The following is a 20,857-nucleotide window of genomic DNA, read 5'->3' as shown; positions in this document are numbered from 1 at the left end:
ATCGTTGGGTTGTTTTAGGTTTGGCTACCTGGGCCCAGGCATCCGCCACCTTTGTCACTTATGGTGTCGGGCCTTTAGCCGCCATTTGGCAACTCAAATTTTCTCTGTCGCAAACACAGGCAGGTTTGCTTGTTTCCGTTGTCAATATTGGACCACTCTTGTCAATGCTGTTGATCGGCCGCGCGTTGGACCAGTATGGAGAACGATGGATTACCGGAATCGGTTCGGTGCTGCTCGGGCTCACTGTTGGATTTGCTTCCTTTCTGAACAGTTACGGAACTTTGCTCTGCCTTTTGTTTTTGGTCGGCATCCATTACGGAACAGCGCAGCCCGGCGGCAGCAAAGTTGTCATCAAATGGTTCGATTCGACTGAAAGAGGGTTTGCCATGGGAATCCGCCAATCTGGCATCCCGATTGGCGGGGCCCTGGCCGGTTGGGTTATTCCTGTGCTCAGCAGCCGCTATGATTGGCCGGTTGCAGTCGGAATGCAAGCGATTTTTGCAATTGCTGGTGGTCTGGCCTTCCTTTTTTTCTACCGTGAACCATTTGCATCCAACAAAAAATCCATCGAAAATTACCGTTTCTGGGGCGAAATAAAGAAGTTATGCCGACAAAAGCAGTTGTATCCGCTGCTGTTTTCCGGTTTTATCCTTGTCTCCCTGCAAATCGTCCTGGTCGCCCACTTGATGATTTTCCTAAAAAGTACAATGAAACAAATCACGCTCGTGTCTGCCGGGCAAATGCTGTCCGTTTGCTTATTGTCAGGAATGGTTGGCCGCATCCTGCTGGCCTGGCTAAGTGACAAGCTTTGGACAGGAGATCGCATTCGCCCGTTGATGTTGTCCATATGTTCATCGGTAATCGGATTGTTGGCTTTGGTTGTTTTACCTCATGATTCACCTGTCTGGGCATTATTCATCCTTTGCGCCTGGCTGGGCTTTTTCGGGATTGGTTGGTACAGCTTATTTATCGTGGAAATAGCGGAAAAATCCAGCCGATATGCGATTGGTCTGACAGTGAGTTATGCACTGACGCTGAATCAGATTGCGATCATCACAGCTCCGCTTGTTTTTGGACTGCTGGTTGATTGGCAGGGTTCTTATCAGTTTGCATGGATAATCCTGGCCATCCTTTTATCTGTAAGCGCATGTTGGCTTTGGAGTTCTTGGCACCAAGGGAAGTTTTCAAATTAGATGGAGTGATGTTTCGGGAAGTGATCACTTGGGTGGCTTTGTTTTGATGGTCAGGTTTGGTTTGTTAAGCAAACAAGTTTATATAATGGATTAGTTGATCTTATTTTCGAACTTTCTTAGCCCCCCGTATCTAACAACGAAAACGGGAGCTTAAAAAGAAGATTGTACTCTTAACATAAAATCAACCGACTCCCGATGCGTTAAGGAGTCGGTTGATTTATTTTCTCGCTGATCTCACCAAATACAACGGCGTGCCGTCACCAGTAAAATCCGATCAGAAAGATCAAAATAAATCACCCCAATTATTCATGGGATGATTTATTTATGGTCTTTCCCAAACGGTTGGCTTGTCGCGTTTTGTTCACCTCATACCTTTGAAGTGATCTTACGCTAATATGCCAACGACCATTCGATCCTTTATGCGCAGCGATTTTTCCTTTTTGGCATGCCGCAACAATGGAAGGTTGTTTCATCCCTTTGATCCTGGCAGCCTCGCTGGCGCTAATATATTCTTCCTCTTGACATGGATCGTTATTAACATATTCTGCGGGTGGTTGCTTTAATCCTTGCTGAATAGCCAAGCGATCCCCGAGATCGAGCACAGCTTTCCCCAATGGTTTTTGATAGGCTTTTTTTATTGGAGTATTTTTTAAAAGAATACTGTCTTGCTCCTGGATGATTTTCAGATATTCATCATATGGAATGTTCTGCCGGAAAGCCAGCAAACACTTTTGGTAAAATGCATATTCTTCATCCGATAAAGCCAATAAATCAACAATTTCACCATCGATTCGGATATGGATATCCACTTTTACTCACCCCATTAAACAAAATTAATACAAACCAAAAACAAAAGCAATATGCTTTAAGAAAATAGGGTTACCGTCAATACCCCTGTTTAACGATTAACCGTGTATAAATGTTCAGCAATCCTTCATAATGTACCCACTTCTTCTTTTTCGGCTGATTCAGCGCTTTGGCACATATGCCATTCCTTTGGGCTTGAGATAATACAGGTTTTTTCTCTCGGTGGGAGGACAAATACGAAACAATCCACTAGTCTTTTTCTTCGGGCGTCTTCCCTCGTGCCGAATAGATCTTGTGTACTTGCCATCCGACGGTGTTCTCCGTCCATCCCAAGAAACAGGAGAGACGGCGGCAAAATCGTCGTTCGCTACCTCTACCCCTTTCAGCGAAAACGACGATAAGAAAAAACGACCTTCTATTTTCGACCTAGAAGCCGCCTGTTTTTCCAGGGGAGACTAATTCCCTGGTAAGGCGAATCGGCCATAGAGGCCCCTAGTCGCCTGTTTAAGCGTTTTTCCCTTATCCTGTAAAATGAAGGTGAAAACAGCCCTGGAATCCTTTTTCATATTCTTCTCTAACCATTTTTTCAAAGCAAGAATGTATAATAGCGGTAAGAATTATGCTGATGATTTGCGATTCCATTCCGTTTCCCGCCTGATGTACTGGTAGGCGGAAAGCCGACTCCAATCTATGTAAGGCCGGGATTTCAAAAATAAGGACAATCCTTTCCCACTCACATAAAGAACTTAAGGACTCTTTTTTGCATATCTCCGTCTATATATCTGATCCATAAATTGATTGTGTAACGTAAAAATGAGGCCCAAAAAATAGGCCTCTGATTTCTTTTCTGCCAGGATTATTGTTCGTCTCTAATATGTTGCGGCCTCCCCACTTATAGAGGTGGAAGGAGCATCTGACGATTTTGCAGCCATCTTCCTAAAAAATGGTTGGCGACATCATTTTATTTATAGGTTCCTCCAAACAGTTCAATTTTCGATTACAAATAGCCAAAATTTGATTGGCGATGTTTTCATTTAGGTCGTATATGAGGAACAAAGATCACGATTCTTTCATGTTTTATTACTTTTTGGTTCCTTTATTACTTTTTGGTTCCTTTGTTACTTAAATGTGCGTACTTTTATTGTTATTTAATATATTTCATAATGATTACAGAACAAATAACCAGTACATTCTCTAACTGGGATTGTTTGGAGGGATTTATAAATATGAGAAGCATGCTAAAGGGGAAACTTGGGCTTGGTACTGCTCCACTGGGCAATATGTACCGTAACATCCCGGAAGAAGAAGCAATGGCAACTATAGATGCCGCCTGGGAGCATGGCATTCGTTACTTTGACACCGCTCCATTCTATGGCGCCGGTCTGGCCGAGATCCGTCTTGGTGAAGCACTGTCGAAACGGCGTCGCGATGACTATGTGTTGAGTACAAAAGTGGGCCGCTTGATTCTGGACGAACTGGAAGACCCATCCTCGCGTGACTTGGGCGAGAAAGGGGGGCTGTTCGAATTCGGCCGCAAGAATAAGATCGTCAACGACTACAGTGCAGACGCCACCCTGCGCTCGATCGAACAGAGCCTGAAACGTTTGAAAACCGATCGTCTGGATATTGTCTATGTTCATGATGTAGCGCAGGATTTCCACGGCGACGAGTGGCTTTCACAATTTGAAACCGCCCGAAAAGGAGCATTCCGTGTGCTGACACGTTTGCGTGAAGAAGGAGTAATTAAGTCTTGGGGGCTCGGAGTGAACCGCGTTGAGCCGATCGAAATTACTCTGGAACTGGAGGAAGCGAATCCGGACGCATGCTTGCTGGCCGGCCGTTACACATTGTTGGATCACGAGCGCGCACTGCAACGATTGATGCCCGCCGCCGCAAAAAACAATGTCGACATTATTATCGGTGGCCCATACAGCTCAGGCGTCCTGGCTGGAGGTGCCCACTTCGAGTATCAGAAGGCATCGCCGGAAATCATTTCGAAAGTTGAGCGAATCAAAAGCATTGCACAGCGCCACCAAATCAGCGTCAAGGCTGCCGCCCTGCAATTTGTGCTGGCCAATCCGGCAGTTGCTGCCGTCATCCCCGGTGCTAGCCGTCCTGAGCGGATCGCAGAAGACAAAGCTGCATTGAACGAAATTATTCCAGACGCATTTTGGCATGAAATGCGTGAACAGAAACTGGTGGCGCATGACGCACCACTGCCAATCGATTTCAAAAAGGAGTAATCAATATGGCACACACAACTGCAACGATTGAAATTCCAGCTTCGCCTGACCAAGTATGGCAATTGATCGGAGGTTTTAACTCATTGCCAGACTGGCTACCTTATATACCGAAAAGCGAACTAAGCCAAGGCGGACGCGTACGTCGGCTGGTTAATCCCGATGGCGATGTGATTGTGGAGCGTCTGGTTGCGTTTAACGACAAGGAGCGCTATTACACCTACTCGATTATGGAAGCACCATTTCCAGTCACTGATTATGAATCCACGATCCGCGTTCGTGAGCTTCCTGACAGCAAAACCTCGCTGGTAGAGTGGTCTGGCAGCTTCACACCTGTAGGGGTTAGTGACGAAGAGGCCATAAATCTATTCCATGGGATCTATAAGGATGGCCTGGAGGCATTGCGAGGAGCATTTCTGGATTGAATCGGATTAAAGTTTGTCGTCGTTTAATTGTCCCGATCCCATAAATAGCTGATACGAAATGACTTGAGATTGCATGCGAAGCAACTCAAGTCATTTCGTGTTTATACAGAAAACTCAGGGATGACACGCCTGATATTCATCCTGAGCTACTGCACCAACAACACTCTGATTTCCTTACGAAACCAGCAAAATCGGTCGATGCTCCCTTTTCCGAACAGCGTTTTGATGCAAGATGATGAAAAATTACAACCTTATGCGGTCGAATTGGCAGAGTATTTCCGGAGTCAGCGCATGACCTTTACGATGCCAGTTGATTTATACGGTACTCCGTTTCAATTGTCAGTGCGGAACGCATTGTACGAAATTTCGTACGAATAAACGCATCTTACTCGGAAATTGCCGAATCTATTCAAAAACGGGATTTGGTACGCGCTGTTAGATATTGATGGCTTACAATGATCAAACCAATGCTATTACACAAAGAAAACAACGCCATGAGCGATGATTCCCATATTTGTGAATTGAAATTGGATGGAATTCGTTTGATTCTGTCCAACGCCGATGGCCAACTTCAGTGCTGGACCCGACATGGAACCCCTTGCTTTAATCGATTTTCCGAATTGTCCAGGCTTCATCTTCCGACAGATACCATACTCAACGGTGAGTTGATTATTACCGATGAAAAGGGCCATTCGGACTTTGAAGCAGTCATGAAACAGTTCAAGACGAATCCACGAAAGACGGATTCGATGTCGATTCGTACCCAGTAGAATACTGTGTGTTCGATCTTCTGTGGTTAAAGGGAGAGGACTTGACGCGGCTGCCACTCATGGAGCGAAAAGCATTGTTAGAGGAACATATCAGTGATCAAGACCATCTTGCCCTGGTGCGGTGGTTACCTGGAGAGCAAGGAAAGGCGTCTTTGACCTGATCAGTGAGCAGGGACTCGAAGGAATCGTTATGGAGAAGACAGATTCCATCTATTAAGTGGGCAAGCGATCACATGATTGGCTGAAAGTGATCCACTATCATTATCATGATGTCCGGTTGACCGGGCTAAGAAAAGGCGGGTTTGGCTGGCTGATCGGAATCGAGGAAAGCAGGCGGGTGCGACCGGATGGACGAAACGGGGGATGATTCGGTTACCGGTGTTTCAGTCGTTCTTGTTTGAAAGTGGTCATCATGCTGCCGTCGGAAGATTTTTCCTTTGCTCACAAAAGGCTTTTAGACCCCTGTTTTTTGCAAAAAAAAGAGCCGACCCGACAAAAGGGACTTCTCGGCGTTCCAATCAGCGCAGAGTCTGGTTTTCCTAAAAATGAGAAAATTATCACTATACAAAAGTGGTTGTTAAAATGTAAAAAATATATTGCTATTGGGATTGAACACGAAGCTGCAGTTAAATTTTAATTTTCGTTAATATGTATAAAAGGAGATGGTACAGATGGATTTACTCACCAAAGTGGTGCCTATCATCTTTGTGATTGCGTTTATTTTAAAAATGATCATATATCGTAATGAGGGGAAAGATGAACGTGGTCTGCTGATTTTCAACGAATCTTACAGAATAACGTTAACCATCCTTGCGGCAGCCCTCACAGCCATTATTGTCTTGGATTCTTATTTGAATTTTTCAATTACAATATACAAAAATGTCATTACGCTCTCTCTCATGGGTTCATTATTGATAGGCAACCTTTCACTCCTTTGGTTGCGGAAAAAATATTGAGTCGTTCCAAGAAGGACTCACCGCTTTACCATCCTTCATTTCATTGAGGAGGAGTCACATGGACTCACTCGTCCTACGAAAGGAACAGTTAGAATATTCGGGAGAGAGTTTCACAAAGACCGGATTTCAATTTAAGGCGAATCGGATGTTTAGTGGAGAAACCAAGTTATTACGGACATCTTACTGGATACGAAAACATCGATATTGCACGCAGAATGCTCAATGTTTCTCAGTCTCGAATCAACGAAGTGCTAAAAATGGTTCGTTTGGAAAAGGACAAACACAAAAAAGTAAACAAATATTCGCTGGGGATGAAGCAACGTTTGGGGATTGCTACCGCTCTTTTAAATCAGCCCGAATTTTTGATATTAGATGAGCCAACCAACGGCTTAGATCCAGAAGGAATCCATGAGATTCGGAACTTAATCAAAGAGCTTCCCCAAAAATTTAAGGTCACCATTTTGGTATCTAGCCACTTATTGAGTGAAGTGGAACAAATGGCGACCAGCGTGGGCATTATCCACCATGGTCATCAGCTGTTTCAAGGGTCGAATACTGAACTCAAAAATAAAAATAAACAGCGCCTCATTATCAAGACAGACCGTCCAGAAGAAGCCGAGTCATTACTTCGACAAAACCATTACTCCATCTCTCGAGATCACCTGTTTATTTATGTTGACTCACCTTCACAAGAAACTGTTGCTCAGATGCAAAGAATCACTTTACGATTTATCAAATTCAGGAAGAAGATACTTCTCTCGAGCAAATATTTTTGAAAATGGTACAAGATGGAGAGATTTCATCATGAGTTCGATGATCGGTGTCGAATTCATTAAATTCCGACGCAGTTGGATGGTATGGCTTATCGGTATTGTCCCCTTTGCCTTTTGTACCCTTTTAGGATTGGCGCTTCGATTTTACTTGCAAACAAATCATACCCCAGAGCAAGGATGGGGATTGATTTTCACACTGGTTAGCCGTTTTCTCTGGCAGGTAATCGCCTTCACCGTTCCGATCTTCACTTCTTATTTGGTAAGCATGGAACAATTATCAAACACATGGAAACAAATATTTGTCATGCCTTTAGCGAAATGGAAAGTGTATCTGGCTAAATTTTTTTGGGCTCTGATCTTCACTTTGGTAATGGGGATCTTGTTCGTGCTGGGCGTTTACTTCATCTGTCTATTTTGGGATATCGAACACCTTGTTACCATAAATCAACTTATTTTCCGTGTTTATTCTCCTTTCATGCTTGCAATACCATATATATCTTTTCAATTGTGGATATCGATGGTCAGTCGAAACCAGACGACACCTATTGCAATCGGCATCGCTGCTATCATTTTAGCGCCCGTTTTTAAAAACTGGGGATGGTGGACTCCGTGGGGATTTTGGTCCACTTTTTTACCCGCTGAACCAACTTCTTATCAGGCATTATTCATGGAAAAAACAACGTCTGCATTGGATGGGAGCAGTTTACTGCTTTCGGTTCTGTTTGGAGCGATATGGTTGGCCATCGGGGTGGTACATTTTTACCAAAAGGAATTCAACTAACGGTTAAAGGAGGACTTCTGTTTGGTGACCCTTTTAAAAATTGAATGGTTAAAAACAAGAAAAACCAATATATGGTGGCTCATTTTGCTGCTGCCTTTGCTGCCAATCACATATGGTGTATTGATCTATGTGAAAATTATGACCGAAACCAACCATTATCTAAGCACCAATGACTCGCTTACGGCATGGGGGATGACCAGTTTCTTTTATCCGACCATCTTTTTCCCTGTCCTGTCCGGTTTACTCGCTGCCAATGTATGCAAAGTAGAACACGAAGGGAATAACTGGTCCAAAATCTTAACATATCCAATATCGTGGAAGCAATTTTATTTGTCTAAATTCCTCTGGCTAACGATCTTGTTAGGGCTTACCCAAGTGATCGCTTTCCTTGAATTTGCGATCGCCGGATGGGTGAGCAATTTTGACAGCGCTTTTCCTTGGCTCATTATGATAGAGAGTATCATCTTGGGTTGGTTTGGTGCTTTGCCATTGATTGCTTTACAATTAGCTATTTCTGCCCATTGGGGCAACTACACCAAATCTGTCGTCTTCAGTGTTTTGTTGGCGCTCCCTGTCTTCCTTATCGTTGGCTCCAAAAAAGCTTATTGGATTGGATATTTTTATCCATGGTCCTTACCCGCGATGGGCATGACCAAAATCATGGAGAAGAATCCTTCTATCGCCGATGTATTGTTAAACCCGTTTCTACTTGTGAATATCGGTTGGCTTTTGCTATCACTGATGGACGGTCTTTACTATTTCATCAAACAAAAATCGGATCATTAAGATCACAAAACTCGAACCATTTAGCCACTACATTCCCTTTTGAATCTTTTATCCATAGACGAGGCAAATCTCAAAATCTATGGTAATCTTGTAAAGAGCCATGTGAAACAACTCTTTTATCGGAAATTATCGCTAACTTTATTCTGATTAAGGGTCACGATGGCCTGTTTTTTTTATTAGACTTTTAGGCACTTATATAACATACCAATAGTGGTTGTTTTACCTGCACCATTCGGTACCGAAAAGCCATAAACCTCTGCTCGTCTTACTTTCATGTTTACTTGATTAACAACAGTCTGTAAAATCACTTCTCCCACCGCGTCACCCAAGATGAACAGACATCAATCCCCCGTCCAGGTGAAAGTAATATTCACATTCATTATATTTAGATAATTCAAATATCATCCGATTCCTCTTCAAATATGCTATATTGAAACACATCATTGATATCTCTTCCGAAAACGCGCGCCAACTCAAAAGCCAACACCAAAGATGGCGAATATTTGTTCCTTTCCAACGAAATAATCGTCTGTCTGGTAACCCCTACTTTTTCCGCTAACTCTTTTTGTGTCCAACCCTTTTCTGTTCGCAACACCATGATCCTGTTCCGGAGTTTCCCTTTTTTGTTTAACGTCATGATTGATCACCACTCTATCTGCTTGATGGTTAGTGTAATATGTTTTTTACATTATGTAAAGACAAAAGTCCTGCTCTCCTCCCAACGTGGCGGTCACGGGAACGCCAGCGCGCATCGTGGATGGTTTCTCAAGTCATTTCAAATTTATACAGGTAACTCAGGAATCACGTGTTCATGCTTCCTCCTGAGCATCAGTCATGGATAATTCAGAATATAAACACAAGGCTGAATAACGGTCATAATGGCAATCAAAATATAATATAGAAACAACCCGTACGATGAACGGGTTGGTAATGCCGATCATATTAATTTAAACCCGACTTCCATAATCAGCAAAAAAATAATGATATTGATCAGTTTCCGGGCCCATTCCCCCGGAATCCTTGGTAAAACTTTCAAAGCCAATTCTGTTCCGATAACAGACCCCAATGCTAATGGTATGGCATATTTCCATTGAAAATATCCGGTATGATAGAAAATCATAAAGGCTCCCAAACAACTTCCCAAAATAAGGACTCGTGTTAATTGGACAGCTCGGATATAAGCTCTGGTCAAATTCACATAGTGAAGGATTCCAAAGGTAGATGAACCTGGTCCAAACCCTCCGTCATACGCAGCAATAAGGCATGTCCACAAAAGATCCAGCTTCTTCGCCCAAGAAACTGTTTTTTTGTTTCCCCAATCCCATTTTTTCATAGAAATAAGCAGGGCGAAAATGAGAAGAAAAATTGCCGTCACGTTCATCGTATGTTCATTTAAGTGTGAAGTAATGGCTGCACCGATCATTCCCCCGATCATTGCTACAAACAGATATCGCCAGATTTGTTTCCATGTAATCTCCTTGTGCCTTATGAGGGTAACAACACTGGACAAAGATGCAATTCCAGAAGAAAACTTATTTGTGGCTACTCCGATCTGAACCGGAAGGCCAAAAATCATCATTGCAGGGATTGTAATAAGTCCTCCTCCGCCGGCCAGAGTCCCTAAAAACGAAGCGAACAAGCCTGTGAAAAATAACAAGCAACTTTCTTGATACATCTTGCAATCCCTTCTTCCAAAATAACTGGCAATTTGTTGTTATCTGCCTTGCAAATCAGAAAGTCTAACCATTTTCGACGTCTTCTGGCGGCAAAATGATCCGGCCGGTAACCGGGGAAGAAAGTACCACAGACGTACAGACACGGCTAATGGGGGTAAACTTGTCGACCAGTTGTTCCAATTCTTTCATGGATGGTACTGCTACCTTCATGAAATAACTATCGGAACCTGTCACTCGATGGCACTCCAGGATCGCAGGCTCCTCCTTAATCTTTTTTTCAAACTCACCGCAAGGCACCTTTAACTCTCCTGCCTGAATGATAATGAGCAGCTTGCGTTCCGCTATTCTCGGAGAACTCAAGTGTAACTCTCTTGCGAGTTGACTGAACGAGATTCGCCCATTCTGCTGTAAACGCTCCAAAATCTTTATATCGATTTCATCCATCAAATTCACATCCATTCCTGCAAAAATATTAATGAACATAATGGTACCAAGCCCTGAAAGACGAGGTCTTTTTCATGGCAAGTTCCCTCGATTGATCAAATCCTGCAAAAGCAGTTTACTTTAGCGCAGATCTCGCACAATCCTTACGATTTTTAGTTACATAATGATAAACACGTAAAAATCATAAGCATTTCTCTTTTAAATCGTTTGATTTTATATTTAACTCAGAAATCAGCCGGTTTATTATGTCAGAAAGAAACTTGGAAAGGAGATCAAGATGCGAAAAATACATTATGGATGGTGGATCCTGTTCTTCTCCTTTTTTCCCTTTTAACCGTACAGGGAGCCCGGTTATCGTTCGGTTCATTCATTGTACCATGGGAACAGTCCTTTTCCACAGGGAGAGGGATGCTTTCATTTACCGGAACGTTAAGTTTCGTTATTTATGGGTTGACTCAGCCCTTGATAGGAAAATTAATCGATCGATGGGGAGTTCGTCGAATTCTTGCTTATAGCGCTTTAATTACCGGTATAGGTATTCTTTTAACAGTGACTGCCTCCACTCCTTTTGAATTGTGGCTCTGGTTTGGCATCCTCGCTTCTATTGGATTTGGAGGCGCATCGAGTGTTGCTGCATCGATTGCGGTAACAAATTGGTTCAATAAAAAGAGGGGATTGGCCTTAGGCATTATCACTTCGGGGTTTAGAGCCGGCCAGTTTTTCATGGTGCCCCTGGCTCTGGGGGTCATTCGGGAGAAAGGATGGGAAGCTGCGTCCCTCACCTTGGGAGGAATTCTTGTTGTTTTAGCGTTCCCTCTTCTTTTGCTGTTTCTGAAAAACCGGCCTTCGGACATGGGGCTTCAACCCTATGGAGGATCACCAGATAACCAATCAGACATTGCTACAAAAAAAGCAAAGAGACAAGGTTCCAATTTCTCTTTCTGGAGGCATCGGGGTTTTTGGTGTCTGATCCTTCCCTACTTCGTTTGCAGATTTACCACTACAGGTTAAATGGATACGCATCTCGTTCCTTTCGCCCATGACCATGGCTTTTCCCCCGCAGCGACAGGAACAGCTGTCAGTCTGTTGGCTTTGTTCAATGTGGAGGGAACCTTGGCCTCGGGACACTTCGCCGACCGTTGGAGCAATCGGTGGATGTTAGTTACCTTGTATGCTGTTCGGGCAATCACGGTTTTCTTCCTTATTTACATCCATCAACCGTATTTACTCTGGTTTTTTTCCATCCTTTTCGGGTTGGTGGACTTCTCCACCGTGGCTCCCACCACGCTATTCGCAACCAGATATTTTCAGTCAAATGTGGGATTGGTATTGGGATGGCTCTCTTTTGGCCATCAGGCGGGCTCCGCGTTGGGTGCTTTCATTCCAGGATGGTTATACGATTTAACAGGAGGCTACGCTCTTTCGTTCCTGACTGCGACCATTATGTTGGGAGGAGCAGCAGTTCTTAGCTTCATGTTACCGCAAGAAGTTCAGAATCAACAAGCTGAACAACAAGTTGCCGTTCGATGACTTCTTTCCCCGTGCAAGAAAAGATAGACAATTAGTCACTCTTACTGACGGCTTATAATTGATCCACTCCCGTCGAATAAATCCCCTTCGAATCGAAACGAAAAAGTCAATTTGCTTCGGAGGGGACTTATGTTAGAGAGTGGTTTGCTCCTATATGAATCAGGCACTCATGCTTGGTAGGGACTTCGATTCTCTTCATTTGCACTGTGAATTCGTTCCATTAGAGAAGACAAAGGAATATTGAAATAGTTTCCACTAGTATAATCCAACTGTGCCACAAAACCCGCCGACGACTGGGAATGGATCAGCGGATGGATCCGAACCGTCCAACCCGGAAGATCGGAAGCCTTACGCATCCGGTCCTCTTGTTCTTTACTGTTTACCTCAAAAAATGCGACCCCGCCAGATTGATCGAGGAAGTGATCGTGAAAGACACAGTGACCCCGCTCCCGGTCAGCAATGTACCGATTGAACAGATGATTGGCCTTCCTCGTTTTCATCCCTTTCGGGGCATATGCCATTACCATAAAACAACGCCGTTTGTATGTCATAAATCATCCTCCTCACCATTTGTAAACGATTATTCTTTCTTGTTTATTTCATTATCTAAAGAAACCGTCGAAAGAGGCTCGGCATTTGTTGCTCTTCAAGTAGCAATTATTGCCGGGAAGGTATGAATAAAAATATAATGTTTCTATAGAAGTAATTTCCCTCGTTCCTTCCAAGCTTGAATCGGAGGACAGGAGAACATGTCACTACAACTAAGACTAAAAAACTGTAAGTTTACAATCTTCACTCTCAGAGGAAAACAGTCCGATGAATATCACAGTCATGAGGATGTGTACCAGATCAGTATTCCACTTGCGGGAAAAAGCATCATGCAACATGAACAAACCACCCTGCATTTGACGTCTTCGGAAAGTCGTATGCTTTTGTCTCCAGGTCAACGGCACAAGCACTCGGCAGACGAAGGCGGGGCACGGATTTTATTGATTACGATTCGACAAGACTTTCTTGAAAAAGTCGTTGCCGACCGTCTGAACGTCTCCGAAACCGAAGTTTGTTTCTTTCCGTGGAGTGAAGACAGCTACACAAAGATTTTGGTTCAACAGGCGGAACAAGCGTTGTCAAGAAGTCTTCATCATCCGCTTAGCGGCATAGAATTGGATGAATTTGAATGGAACTTGGCGTCATTTTTGTTGTCCGTCCACAAAGGAACTCACTCCAACTGCTGGTTCCCGTCATCTCCGCCTCCGGTTGCACATCCATCATTGCGAAAGGGGATCGAGTATCTCCATTCCAATCTGTCCTCTCCAATCACCTTGGACGACCTGTGCAAGATCACCAGTCTCAGTAAATTTCACTTGATTCGCTTATTCCAAAAATATATTGGTACCACACCAGGCCAATATCTTCAGGATCAAAGATTGCACCTTGCATCGCAACTGTTGCGCCACTCCGAAAAATCCGTCACCTCCATCGCCTTTGAGACTGGTTTCAACAGTCTCTCTTCCTTTGAACGGATATTCAGAAAAAAATTCGGTGTCAGTCCAATCAAATATCGCAAAATGGTATCTTTTAAAATACGGTAGATGAAGCAGTACGGAGGCAGGGCACGTGACATCGAAAAACGGCTCGGAACGATCTTGGCCAACCAATGAGGAAACCTCTCCCGATATCACAATGGACCTGAGGCAAAATAGCATCACAACAGTCATGATAGAGGGGACGAAATCGACTGGAATAGTAAAGCTGCCCTTTTTGGGGGCAGCTTTACTATTTTTAGCCAAAAAGAAGATATCGCCCGACTATATCAAAAAAGCGGCCGAAAAATTTTTCAACCAACATAAAGAATGGCCCAGCCAGAGAAACCTGGCCGAACTGGCCGGGACAACCCGACACCAGTCTGCCAAAGTCCTGTAGTTAATTGACAAAAAATGAGCCGCAAAATGACAAAAAACGGAAACCGATTGCGAATTAAAATAAGGGGAGCCAAAAAGAGCATTCGTTGAATTCGGAGATTATAGAGCTAAAAGCGCATGGACAACCAACAAAGAAGATATTGATCAACAAATTTTTGAACGGGTGAAAGACCAGCTATTCCGGGATTGGGATTTTATCGAGAATAAGGCCCGTTGATGCGGATCAACGGGCCTGACAAAACAAAGGAGGTGAAAAGGTGAGCAATCTGTTTACAGACGATTTGATGACATAAAATAACAGCCATGGTTTGTTAACTCTGAGTTGGAGCAAAAAAGAAAAAATCTACAGCTTATCTGCTCTGGTTCTTCTTGGGCATATTCGGCGCTCATCGCTTTTATGTCGGAGATGCTATTCAAAGCATTATAGATGCCTTTCTGCTTTACTACCACATCGAAGACAAAAAAGCACAGATCGAAGAATCCATTATGACTTTTGGAAACAAATCAGGAGGAATTGGACATGGATCAAAACATTACAAACCATTCTGATGTATCCGGAGTAAAAAAATGGAACTGGGGGGCTTTTTTCTCGGGCCGATATGGGCGATCGGCAACAGAGTCTGGATTGGTTTGCTCGCATTTGTCCCAATATTCGGTTTTATCATGAATATCATATTAGGCGCTAAAGGAAGTGAATGGGCTTGGAAAGCGAAATCATGGAAAAGTGTTGATCACTTCAAAAGCGTTCAAAGAAAATGGGCTTGGTGGGGATTCGGTGTTTTTGTCCTCTTCGTCATTTTCGGCTTCGCTTTCGGAGGTGGAGATACGTCTAACAATCAACCGGTAGCCGACAAACCGCCGGTGTCATCACCTGCCCCGGCTAAAAAGCCGGAACAACCCAAAGTAGCGAAAATCGGTCAGTGGGTCAAAGCTGGCAAGCTGGAATATCGGGTAGATTCCGTTGAGGAAAAAGACCAGCTTAAAAACATAATGGGATCAAAGAAGCCGAGCGCCGGCAACTTCGCTATCCTGAAAGTATCAGTAAAGAATAATGACAAAGAGTCAAGAGTCATTGATTCCAGTATGACTGTACTGAAAGACAAACAGAATCGCTCATTTGAGCCGGACACAGATGCGATTTTATATGTAATGGACAGCAGCGACGAAAGCAGCTTTTTGAATGAATTTCCTCCGACAGGTGAAAAACAGATTACGCTGGTTTACGACATTCGCGGCGATGCGAAGAACTACACCTTTCACGCCCAAAGTGGATTCGGTTGGGCCGATACTGACGGTTCGGCAGTAATTTCACTGAGTGAATAATTTGCTGAGCAGCACATATATAAAAAAGAGGCCCCTTACTCAGGGGCCCTCCAATAGCAGAAATATAGCTGAGAAGAGAGATTAGCATTGCGGCGGTTCTCCTCCGGTTTTTCCAGCCGGAGGTTCTCCGATGAGAAAACGTTTCATCATTTTCACCTCCTATCTTGACATCTCTTTTAGACATTATTTTTAAAATTCCTCCCCTTTTCAGAAATTAATTTGCGTACCTTTTTTGATCCTGAGTTTTGCTTCTGTCATGGCTTCATACTCAAGCGCTTTTTTGTTATCCAGTACTTTAAGATCATGCTTTTTAATACAATCTAAACACGCCCTGATCCCGTTGTCGTCCATGTTTTGTACGTCTTCAACAATCCGAATATGTATTCGATTTAAGCGGAGACAGCAGACATCACAGTAATCATCCATGTCAGTATAGACCGGATGCGGGTCTGTTGCTATCACCTTTCTCAATTTATGTTCCTCGATATCGGCCAGCCTTCTGATCTTCTCTGCTCTTTCCTCCATTGTAATCCCTCCCAAAAATATCATATTAAGCGATTTCAATTTAGGCAAGATGAGTAATGAAAAAACAACGGTCGCTGAATCAAATTGCGTTAATCACAGCCCTGCTTACAGACTGCTGGTCGATTGGCAAGATTCTTACCAGCTTGGGATATACTGGCCATCCTTTTATCTGTGAACACATGCCGGGCTTCAGAACTCTTGGTACCAGCAGCATGACGTTGTTTCGGACACTTAAATACATTCGTCTCAAGACCATATGAAAAGACGACTCTTACGAATCGCCTCTTCTGTGTTTATAAAATTGATCCATTCTGTCAAACACTTGATGGATCATTTCTACAGAAGTAAATGGATTGAGAAGAACCGCCCTTAACCAACGATTTCCCCGATAGGTTGGTAAAGAGAAGAAGGTTTGTCAATCACGCAGGAGCGTTTGTTGAAGTTCTAAATTCCATTGATCCGGTGGAATATACTCAGGTCTTCCTCGGAAACAACAAATGTTTGTGTCAGGCTCGCTTGCCAGTTCAAGGTACGGGCGTTGCTTGATTTGCTCAATAAAGGTTTCCATTAAGACATAACTCTCATCAAGAAGTTGCTCATAGCCTTTCATCCCAATATGTTGCAAGGATAGCCACAACTTCAATATGTCTGCATGACGAGTTCCTTGAACGCTAATTTCTCCGAGATTTGTAAATTCGGTATCATTCATATACGGAGCCGGGATACGAAATTCTTTCTCTAAAATGGTTCGATCTTTAAATATAACCATTGCACACGTCTTTGCGATATACATCCATTTCTGGGGATTAAACGTAATGGAGTCAGCTTTATCAATTCCTGTAAGGCGATCACGATGTTTTTTGGAGAATACCAACGCTCCCCCATATGCGGCATCCACATGAAGCCATAGCCTGTATTGTTGTGCGATTTCTGCAATGGCAGGGATTGGATCAATGTTTCCCGTTACGGTTGTTCCCGCCGTAGCAACGATGGCAAAAGGTTTCTTCCCTTGATTGCGGGCTTGCTTAATCTTGACCTCCAAATCAGCAGTGTCCATCTGTGAATTTGCATTTGTTTTGACAGGAATCACAGAAGAAGTCCCTAATCCGAGAAGCATAGCAGCTTTTTGCAAAGATGTATGAGCCACCTCGGAGGCGAACACCACAGGTTGCCCATCAATACCGGATAAACCATTTTGTAAAACAGGAAAAGCATGATTTCGAGCCACCGCAAGGGCTTGAAGGTTTGCAAGACTTCCTCCGCTCAACATGACTCCTCCTGCTTTCTCATTGTAACCAAAAAATTGAGAAATCGTCTGTATGACTTCAACTTCTATATGCGAGAACACAGGTGACATCTCAAGGCTTAACATATTGTTATTCAACGATGCACTAATAAACTCACCTAAACAAGACATGAGCGTTGGGATCGAATCCATATGTCCAATGTAATGAGGATGAGCAGGATTCATTGAACTCTCTAAAATTCCTTTTAATTGTTGAAGGATTTCTTCTGTTGAAAGCCCTTCTTCGGGAAAATATGCATAAGATGGTTTCAATGATTGTGACATCGGCAATCGTTGAGATGCCGAAGATAAGTTTGAAAGTACCAAACTCATAACAGCTTCCATCAGATGTTTAGCTTCTGGCATATTTCGACCATATGGATCAATAAATGCGTTACTTGGAACAAACGATTGTTTCATGGTGTCACCTTTCTCGATCCAGTTTTCAATATTGTAACACTAACAAAAAAAGTCGTTAATATATGGGGGATTAGGTAGGTCAGGCTACTTGGGGACTTTCTGCTTTTCCAATCACAAACGCGTTTACCGCATCATGAAGAAATTGAAACAGTTGATCCCCTCAGCTTATGATTGACTCGGGATCGCCGAAAAAAATAATCCACTCCCGTCGCATAAATCCCCTTCGAAACGAGAAACGTCAAATTCGCTTCGGAGGGGAACTTATGTTAGAGAGTGGTTTCCCTTGTTATTTTATTATTCTCACTTTTATGATATAATACTCTGACCATAATTCATAATATTATATTTTTTGGGAGTAATCAAAATGAAATCCATCAGGGAATTAGCTGAAAAAATTAATAATGAAGTCCATAAGGTTGTAATAGGTTTAGATGAGACTTTAAAATTTGTATTGACAGGATTGCTTTGTTCCGGACATGTACTGCTTGAGGATCTTCCCGGAGTAGGAAAAACGGTATTATGTAAGGCAATTGCCTCAAGCATCGGATGCTCTTTCAAAAGAATTCAATGTACCCCCGATCTTCTGCCCTCTGATATCCTGGGCACAACTGTATACAATCAAAAATCCGGAGATTTTACGTTTCGTAAAGGTCCCTTGTTTACCCGATTCTTACTTGTTGATGAAATAAATCGAGCAATTCCGAGAACACAATCGGCCTTGCTTGAAGCGATGGCAGAAGGACAGGTTACCATAGAGGGAACAACTCACCCGTTAGAAAAGCCTTTTTTTGTCATCGCAACACAAAATCCGATCGAATTTCAAGGGACGTTCCCACTTCCTGAAGCTCAATTGGACCGTTTTCTGATGAGATTATCACTCGGCTATCCTTCGGAAGCAGATGAACGTTTTATTCTTCGAAGATTTACTCAGTTTGTCCCGATCGAACAAATTAAACCTGTCGTCAGCCCGCAAGATATCATTCTTGCACAAAACACAATTAATCAAGTAACCATCACGGAGGATCTTGAAACTTATATTATCCAAATCATTCGTTCGACTCGTGAACATGAGGAAATTTCTTTAGGTGCATCACCAAGGGGATTAATTTTCCTGACCAAAGCTTCCAAAGCTTTTGCGGCGATTCACGGTCGGGATTTTGTTATTCCCGATGACGTCAAAGCGCCTGTATCCAAAGTGTTATCTCACCGTATCAAAGTGAAGTCATCCAGCCGAATGAAAAAAAGAAGCGAATCGGATGTTCTTGATGAAATCTTACGGAACATTCCTGCGCCTGTGGAGGATGATGCAAAACTGACAGGGGATCGATCATGATGCTGCTTTTTTGGATGGCCATATTGGTTTGTATGATTTGGTTTTATAGCCGCCTTTGGGAGAGGAATATTCAAAAGAATGCAGAGATTATCTATGAATTACCACACAAACCTGTCCAAGAAGATGATCAAATTGAGTTTTGGATCAGAATTGAAAATAAATCATATTTTCCCATTCCTTTGATTCATATTAATCAGTTGCTGCCTGAAGGCCTTCGATGGATTTATGATCAGCAAGCGAAACAAAAGTTAAGCATACGAACCTATTTACTTCCCAAACAACGGGTGCGAAAACGTTATCGGATCCGCTGTTTGAAACGAGGCTATTATTTTTTTGAGCCGGTTCGATGCGTTTTGTATGATGGTATAGGATTAAATGAGGTACATATTGACTTACCGACGGATACCCGTCTGTTGGTACGTCCCCAACCAATGGAAGAAGAATTTGCATCCTTCTCCTTAACTGAGTTATCGGGAGAATACATATTATATCGTTGGTACCATGGAGATGAAACCAGAATTTCAGGTGTGCGTGAGTATACAGCAAATGATCCGTATAAACAAATTGACTGGAAAGCCACAGCAAAAACCGGAAAATTGATGGTCAAGGAGTATGATACCACTTCGCAAACATCTATTCATGTCATGTTAAATCTCCAATCTCATGATTACTTCCGGTTGGGCATCAAAAAGGAGATTGTTGACCAGCAATGCCGGGTTGCGGCTGCGATTTTCCTTAAAGCGCAAGAATCGGGGTTTCCTTACGGCTTATTTTCCAACGCGGCGTGGAGCGGGCCAGGAGTATTGAAAATAGAACCAAACTGTTCATATGACCACTTAGATTTTTTGCTTTCTTTGTTGGGAAAAATTAAATCATTCCCTTCCTGCCCGTTTAGTTCGGTCTTAAAAAAATATAATGATGATAATATTAGTAAAACAAACCATTTGATTATCCTGACATCTTTTTGGAATAAGGAAATAACCGAAAGGATCGGGAGTATCATCAAGCGTGGTTCACATGTATCCGTCATTGCCTTTCCCCCACTCTCAAGAAAGGATATTCAAATGGAAAAGGAAATACCCATTTACATGTTTGAAGAGCTGACAAACCATGGAGGTGAATAAGTTTTGCTTCCAAAATACAGGTTCCTTTTCTTTTGTTACGCAAGCCAAGTATCAGCCGTTTCGATCCAATTTATCGCACTGACAGCAATATTAAATCAAAGCGGCGACTTTACCGTCAGGTTTTTAATCAGCTCTTTCATTTTAGTATGGGGATCAATTGTTTTCGGTAAATATTTCAGCGGCAAACAATTCTTTATGGCTGAATTGCTGCTGCTCTTGATAATCACTGCCTGGTGGCAAATAAAATATGAAGATTCAGCAGTTTCTTTTTTTTGCTTTTTATTTAACCTGCTTTTAATCAAATCTTTAGCTATTGCAAATGAACAAACGGATTCCCGGCGTTATTTATTGCAGACACAAACAAAATTTAATTTGGCAGGGATATTTCTTTCTGTAGGGGCAGCTTATCTATTTGCAGTTAACCGTTATTGGGAAGACCAAGTTTTATAATGACCCCATACGCTTCCAGACGAAAGATAAAGTATAATGGAAGGAAGCAAGAAAGGGGTCGTTTTTTATGGGGCGGCGAAAATGGACTGCTGAG

At 42.9% G+C, this 20,857-nt stretch carries 25 protein-coding genes and 2 pseudogenes; 20 read left to right on the top strand and 7 right to left on the bottom strand.

Annotated features, from left to right (window positions below; translation table 11 throughout):
- The first annotated feature begins 20 nt into the window (after positions 1-20).
- The gene (locus I8U18_RS15370; protein ID WP_232336415.1) at positions 21-1,193 is read left to right on the top strand and encodes an MFS transporter; all 1,173 of its coding nucleotides are present in this window, start codon (positions 21-23) and stop codon (positions 1,191-1,193) included.
- A 302-nt stretch (positions 1,194-1,495) separates the two neighbouring features.
- Here I8U18_RS15370 and I8U18_RS15365 read toward each other — a convergent pair whose 3' ends face one another.
- Positions 1,496-2,002: a MerR family transcriptional regulator gene (locus tag I8U18_RS15365; protein ID WP_198059755.1), complete on the bottom strand. Its 507-nt coding sequence runs from the start codon at positions 2,000-2,002 to the stop codon at positions 1,496-1,498.
- Positions 2,003-3,226: 1,224 nt separating this feature from the next.
- Between I8U18_RS15365 and I8U18_RS15360 the strand changes: the two genes are divergently transcribed.
- The 11 genes from I8U18_RS15360 to I8U18_RS15310 all read left to right on the top strand — a co-directional run bounded on the left by I8U18_RS15360 (position 3,227) and on the right by I8U18_RS15310 (position 8,731).
- The gene (locus tag I8U18_RS15360) at positions 3,227-4,243 is read left to right on the top strand and encodes an aldo/keto reductase (RefSeq protein ID WP_198056249.1); all 1,017 of its coding nucleotides are present in this window, start codon (positions 3,227-3,229) and stop codon (positions 4,241-4,243) included.
- A 5-nt stretch (positions 4,244-4,248) separates the two neighbouring features.
- Positions 4,249-4,665 carry an SRPBCC family protein gene (locus tag I8U18_RS15355; protein WP_198056250.1) on the top strand — a complete coding sequence of 139 codons (417 nt, stop codon included), beginning with the start codon at positions 4,249-4,251 and terminating at the stop codon, positions 4,663-4,665.
- 120 nt (positions 4,666-4,785) lie between these two features.
- Positions 4,786-5,043 carry a hypothetical protein gene (locus I8U18_RS15350; protein WP_370589413.1) on the top strand — a complete coding sequence of 86 codons (258 nt, stop codon included), beginning with the start codon at positions 4,786-4,788 and terminating at the stop codon, positions 5,041-5,043.
- A 116-nt stretch (positions 5,044-5,159) separates the two neighbouring features.
- The gene (locus I8U18_RS15345) at positions 5,160-5,435 is read left to right on the top strand and encodes an ATP-dependent DNA ligase (protein WP_198056251.1); all 276 of its coding nucleotides are present in this window, start codon (positions 5,160-5,162) and stop codon (positions 5,433-5,435) included.
- An 8-nt stretch (positions 5,436-5,443) separates the two neighbouring features.
- On the top strand, positions 5,444-5,596 hold the full coding sequence (locus tag I8U18_RS18290) for an ATP-dependent DNA ligase (RefSeq protein WP_370589412.1): 153 nt from the start codon (positions 5,444-5,446) through the stop codon (positions 5,594-5,596).
- A 56-nt stretch (positions 5,597-5,652) separates the two neighbouring features.
- A complete protein-coding gene (locus I8U18_RS15335) occupies positions 5,653-5,802 on the top strand; it encodes a hypothetical protein (RefSeq protein ID WP_198056252.1) in 150 nt (49 codons plus the stop codon).
- 45 nt (positions 5,803-5,847) lie between these two features.
- Positions 5,848-6,072, top strand: a complete 225-nt coding sequence (locus tag I8U18_RS15330) for a hypothetical protein (protein ID WP_198056253.1) — start codon at positions 5,848-5,850, stop codon at positions 6,070-6,072.
- A gap of 34 nt (positions 6,073-6,106) precedes the next feature.
- Positions 6,107-6,391, top strand: a complete 285-nt coding sequence (locus tag I8U18_RS15325; protein WP_198056254.1) for a hypothetical protein — start codon at positions 6,107-6,109, stop codon at positions 6,389-6,391.
- Between the two features lie 152 nt (positions 6,392-6,543).
- Positions 6,544-7,167, top strand: coding sequence for an ABC transporter ATP-binding protein (locus tag I8U18_RS15320; RefSeq protein ID WP_483316417.1), 624 nt, complete (start codon positions 6,544-6,546; stop codon positions 7,165-7,167).
- Between the two features lie 28 nt (positions 7,168-7,195).
- The gene (locus tag I8U18_RS15315; RefSeq protein ID WP_198064964.1) at positions 7,196-7,945 is read left to right on the top strand and encodes an ABC transporter permease; all 750 of its coding nucleotides are present in this window, start codon (positions 7,196-7,198) and stop codon (positions 7,943-7,945) included.
- 24 nt (positions 7,946-7,969) lie between these two features.
- Positions 7,970-8,731, top strand: coding sequence for an ABC transporter permease (locus I8U18_RS15310; RefSeq protein WP_370589414.1), 762 nt, complete (start codon positions 7,970-7,972; stop codon positions 8,729-8,731).
- Between the two features lie 394 nt (positions 8,732-9,125).
- Here I8U18_RS15310 and I8U18_RS15305 read toward each other — a convergent pair whose 3' ends face one another.
- The 3 genes from I8U18_RS15305 to I8U18_RS15295 form a co-directional block, all read right to left on the bottom strand.
- On the bottom strand, positions 9,126-9,368 hold the full coding sequence (locus I8U18_RS15305) for a helix-turn-helix transcriptional regulator (protein WP_198064962.1): 243 nt from the start codon (positions 9,366-9,368) through the stop codon (positions 9,126-9,128).
- A 300-nt stretch (positions 9,369-9,668) separates the two neighbouring features.
- Positions 9,669-10,406, bottom strand: a complete 738-nt coding sequence (locus I8U18_RS15300; RefSeq protein ID WP_198056262.1) for a sulfite exporter TauE/SafE family protein — start codon at positions 10,404-10,406, stop codon at positions 9,669-9,671.
- 64 nt (positions 10,407-10,470) lie between these two features.
- Positions 10,471-10,851: an Lrp/AsnC family transcriptional regulator gene (locus I8U18_RS15295; RefSeq protein WP_198064961.1), complete on the bottom strand. Its 381-nt coding sequence runs from the start codon at positions 10,849-10,851 to the stop codon at positions 10,471-10,473.
- Positions 10,852-11,128: 277 nt separating this feature from the next.
- Here I8U18_RS15295 and I8U18_RS15290 point away from each other — a divergent pair.
- A pseudogene (locus tag I8U18_RS15290) lies at positions 11,129-12,381 on the top strand (MFS transporter).
- Between the two features lie 167 nt (positions 12,382-12,548).
- On the opposite strand, the gene I8U18_RS15285 reads toward I8U18_RS15290, so the two are convergent.
- The gene (locus tag I8U18_RS15285; RefSeq protein WP_198064960.1) at positions 12,549-12,932 is read right to left on the bottom strand and encodes a hypothetical protein; all 384 of its coding nucleotides are present in this window, start codon (positions 12,930-12,932) and stop codon (positions 12,549-12,551) included.
- Positions 12,933-13,259: 327 nt separating this feature from the next.
- Between I8U18_RS15285 and I8U18_RS15280 the strand changes: the two genes are divergently transcribed.
- From I8U18_RS15280 to I8U18_RS15265, 4 genes and pseudogenes are all read left to right on the top strand, one after another.
- Positions 13,260-13,973: a helix-turn-helix domain-containing protein gene (locus I8U18_RS15280; protein ID WP_198064959.1), complete on the top strand. Its 714-nt coding sequence runs from the start codon at positions 13,260-13,262 to the stop codon at positions 13,971-13,973.
- Positions 13,974-13,998: 25 nt separating this feature from the next.
- Complete coding sequence (locus tag I8U18_RS15275; RefSeq protein ID WP_198064958.1) at positions 13,999-14,304, top strand: hypothetical protein; 306 nt, start codon at positions 13,999-14,001, stop codon at positions 14,302-14,304.
- A 341-nt stretch (positions 14,305-14,645) separates the two neighbouring features.
- Positions 14,646-14,852: pseudogene (locus I8U18_RS18285) on the top strand (NINE protein); the annotation flags it as partial.
- A gap of 18 nt (positions 14,853-14,870) precedes the next feature.
- A complete protein-coding gene (locus I8U18_RS15265; RefSeq protein ID WP_198059591.1) occupies positions 14,871-15,626 on the top strand; it encodes a DUF4352 domain-containing protein in 756 nt (251 codons plus the stop codon).
- A 207-nt stretch (positions 15,627-15,833) separates the two neighbouring features.
- Here the strand turns inward: I8U18_RS15265 and I8U18_RS15260 are convergent, their stop codons facing one another.
- Positions 15,834-16,151, bottom strand: a complete 318-nt coding sequence (locus tag I8U18_RS15260; RefSeq protein WP_198056267.1) for a hypothetical protein — start codon at positions 16,149-16,151, stop codon at positions 15,834-15,836.
- A 415-nt stretch (positions 16,152-16,566) separates the two neighbouring features.
- Complete coding sequence (locus tag I8U18_RS15255; protein WP_232336414.1) at positions 16,567-17,856, bottom strand: pyridoxal phosphate-dependent decarboxylase family protein; 1,290 nt, start codon at positions 17,854-17,856, stop codon at positions 16,567-16,569.
- A 364-nt stretch (positions 17,857-18,220) separates the two neighbouring features.
- Between I8U18_RS15255 and I8U18_RS15250 the strand changes: the two genes are divergently transcribed.
- Genes I8U18_RS15250 through I8U18_RS15240 form a run of 3 tightly spaced genes read left to right on the top strand, consistent with a single transcriptional unit; the run spans position 18,221 to position 20,763 of the window.
- The gene (locus I8U18_RS15250; protein WP_198064957.1) at positions 18,221-19,189 is read left to right on the top strand and encodes an AAA family ATPase; all 969 of its coding nucleotides are present in this window, start codon (positions 18,221-18,223) and stop codon (positions 19,187-19,189) included.
- Positions 19,186-20,313 carry a DUF58 domain-containing protein gene (locus I8U18_RS15245; RefSeq protein WP_198064956.1) on the top strand — a complete coding sequence of 376 codons (1,128 nt, stop codon included), beginning with the start codon at positions 19,186-19,188 and terminating at the stop codon, positions 20,311-20,313. Before I8U18_RS15250 ends, I8U18_RS15245 begins: the two co-directional genes overlap by 4 nt.
- A 3-nt stretch (positions 20,314-20,316) precedes the next feature.
- Positions 20,317-20,763 (top strand): hypothetical protein, encoded by a 447-nt coding sequence (locus tag I8U18_RS15240; protein WP_198064955.1) that lies wholly within the window; start codon positions 20,317-20,319, stop codon positions 20,761-20,763.
- The last annotated feature ends 94 nt before the right edge of the window (positions 20,764-20,857 follow it).

The sequence above is a fragment of the Thermoactinomyces sp. CICC 10522 genome, assembly GCF_016055075.1.
GTDB lineage: Bacteria > Bacillota > Bacilli > Thermoactinomycetales > Thermoactinomycetaceae > Thermoactinomyces_A > Thermoactinomyces_A daqus.
Note: the sequence above shows the minus strand (reverse complement) of the source record. Positions and strands in the feature narration are given on the sequence as shown.

Bases quoted from the DNA above. Each gene is read 5' to 3' on its own strand.
- I8U18_RS15245 (WP_198064956.1), top strand. From the start codon at position 19,186: ATGATGCTGCTTTTTTGGATGGCCATATTGGTTTGTATGATTTGGTTT.
- I8U18_RS15295 (WP_198064961.1), bottom strand. From the start codon at position 10,851: ATGGATGAAATCGATATAAAGATTTTGGAGCGTTTACAGCAGAATGGG.
- I8U18_RS15360 (WP_198056249.1), top strand. From the start codon at position 3,227: ATGAGAAGCATGCTAAAGGGGAAACTTGGGCTTGGTACTGCTCCACTG.
- I8U18_RS15255 (WP_232336414.1), bottom strand. From the start codon at position 17,856: ATGAAACAATCGTTTGTTCCAAGTAACGCATTTATTGATCCATATGGT.
- I8U18_RS15345 (WP_198056251.1), top strand. From the start codon at position 5,160: ATGAGCGATGATTCCCATATTTGTGAATTGAAATTGGATGGAATTCGT.
- I8U18_RS15265 (WP_198059591.1), top strand. From the start codon at position 14,871: ATGGAACTGGGGGGCTTTTTTCTCGGGCCGATATGGGCGATCGGCAAC.
- I8U18_RS15260 (WP_198056267.1), bottom strand. From the start codon at position 16,151: ATGGAGGAAAGAGCAGAGAAGATCAGAAGGCTGGCCGATATCGAGGAA.
- I8U18_RS15350 (WP_370589413.1), top strand. From the start codon at position 4,786: ATGACACGCCTGATATTCATCCTGAGCTACTGCACCAACAACACTCTG.
- I8U18_RS15305 (WP_198064962.1), bottom strand. From the start codon at position 9,368: ATGACGTTAAACAAAAAAGGGAAACTCCGGAACAGGATCATGGTGTTG.
- I8U18_RS15285 (WP_198064960.1), bottom strand. From the start codon at position 12,932: ATGACATACAAACGGCGTTGTTTTATGGTAATGGCATATGCCCCGAAA.
- I8U18_RS15330 (WP_198056253.1), top strand. From the start codon at position 5,848: ATGCTGCCGTCGGAAGATTTTTCCTTTGCTCACAAAAGGCTTTTAGAC.
- I8U18_RS15325 (WP_198056254.1), top strand. From the start codon at position 6,107: ATGGATTTACTCACCAAAGTGGTGCCTATCATCTTTGTGATTGCGTTT.
- I8U18_RS15355 (WP_198056250.1), top strand. From the start codon at position 4,249: ATGGCACACACAACTGCAACGATTGAAATTCCAGCTTCGCCTGACCAA.
- I8U18_RS15280 (WP_198064959.1), top strand. From the start codon at position 13,260: ATGCAACATGAACAAACCACCCTGCATTTGACGTCTTCGGAAAGTCGT.
- I8U18_RS15315 (WP_198064964.1), top strand. From the start codon at position 7,196: ATGAGTTCGATGATCGGTGTCGAATTCATTAAATTCCGACGCAGTTGG.
- I8U18_RS15300 (WP_198056262.1), bottom strand. From the start codon at position 10,406: ATGTATCAAGAAAGTTGCTTGTTATTTTTCACAGGCTTGTTCGCTTCG.
- I8U18_RS15250 (WP_198064957.1), top strand. From the start codon at position 18,221: ATGAAATCCATCAGGGAATTAGCTGAAAAAATTAATAATGAAGTCCAT.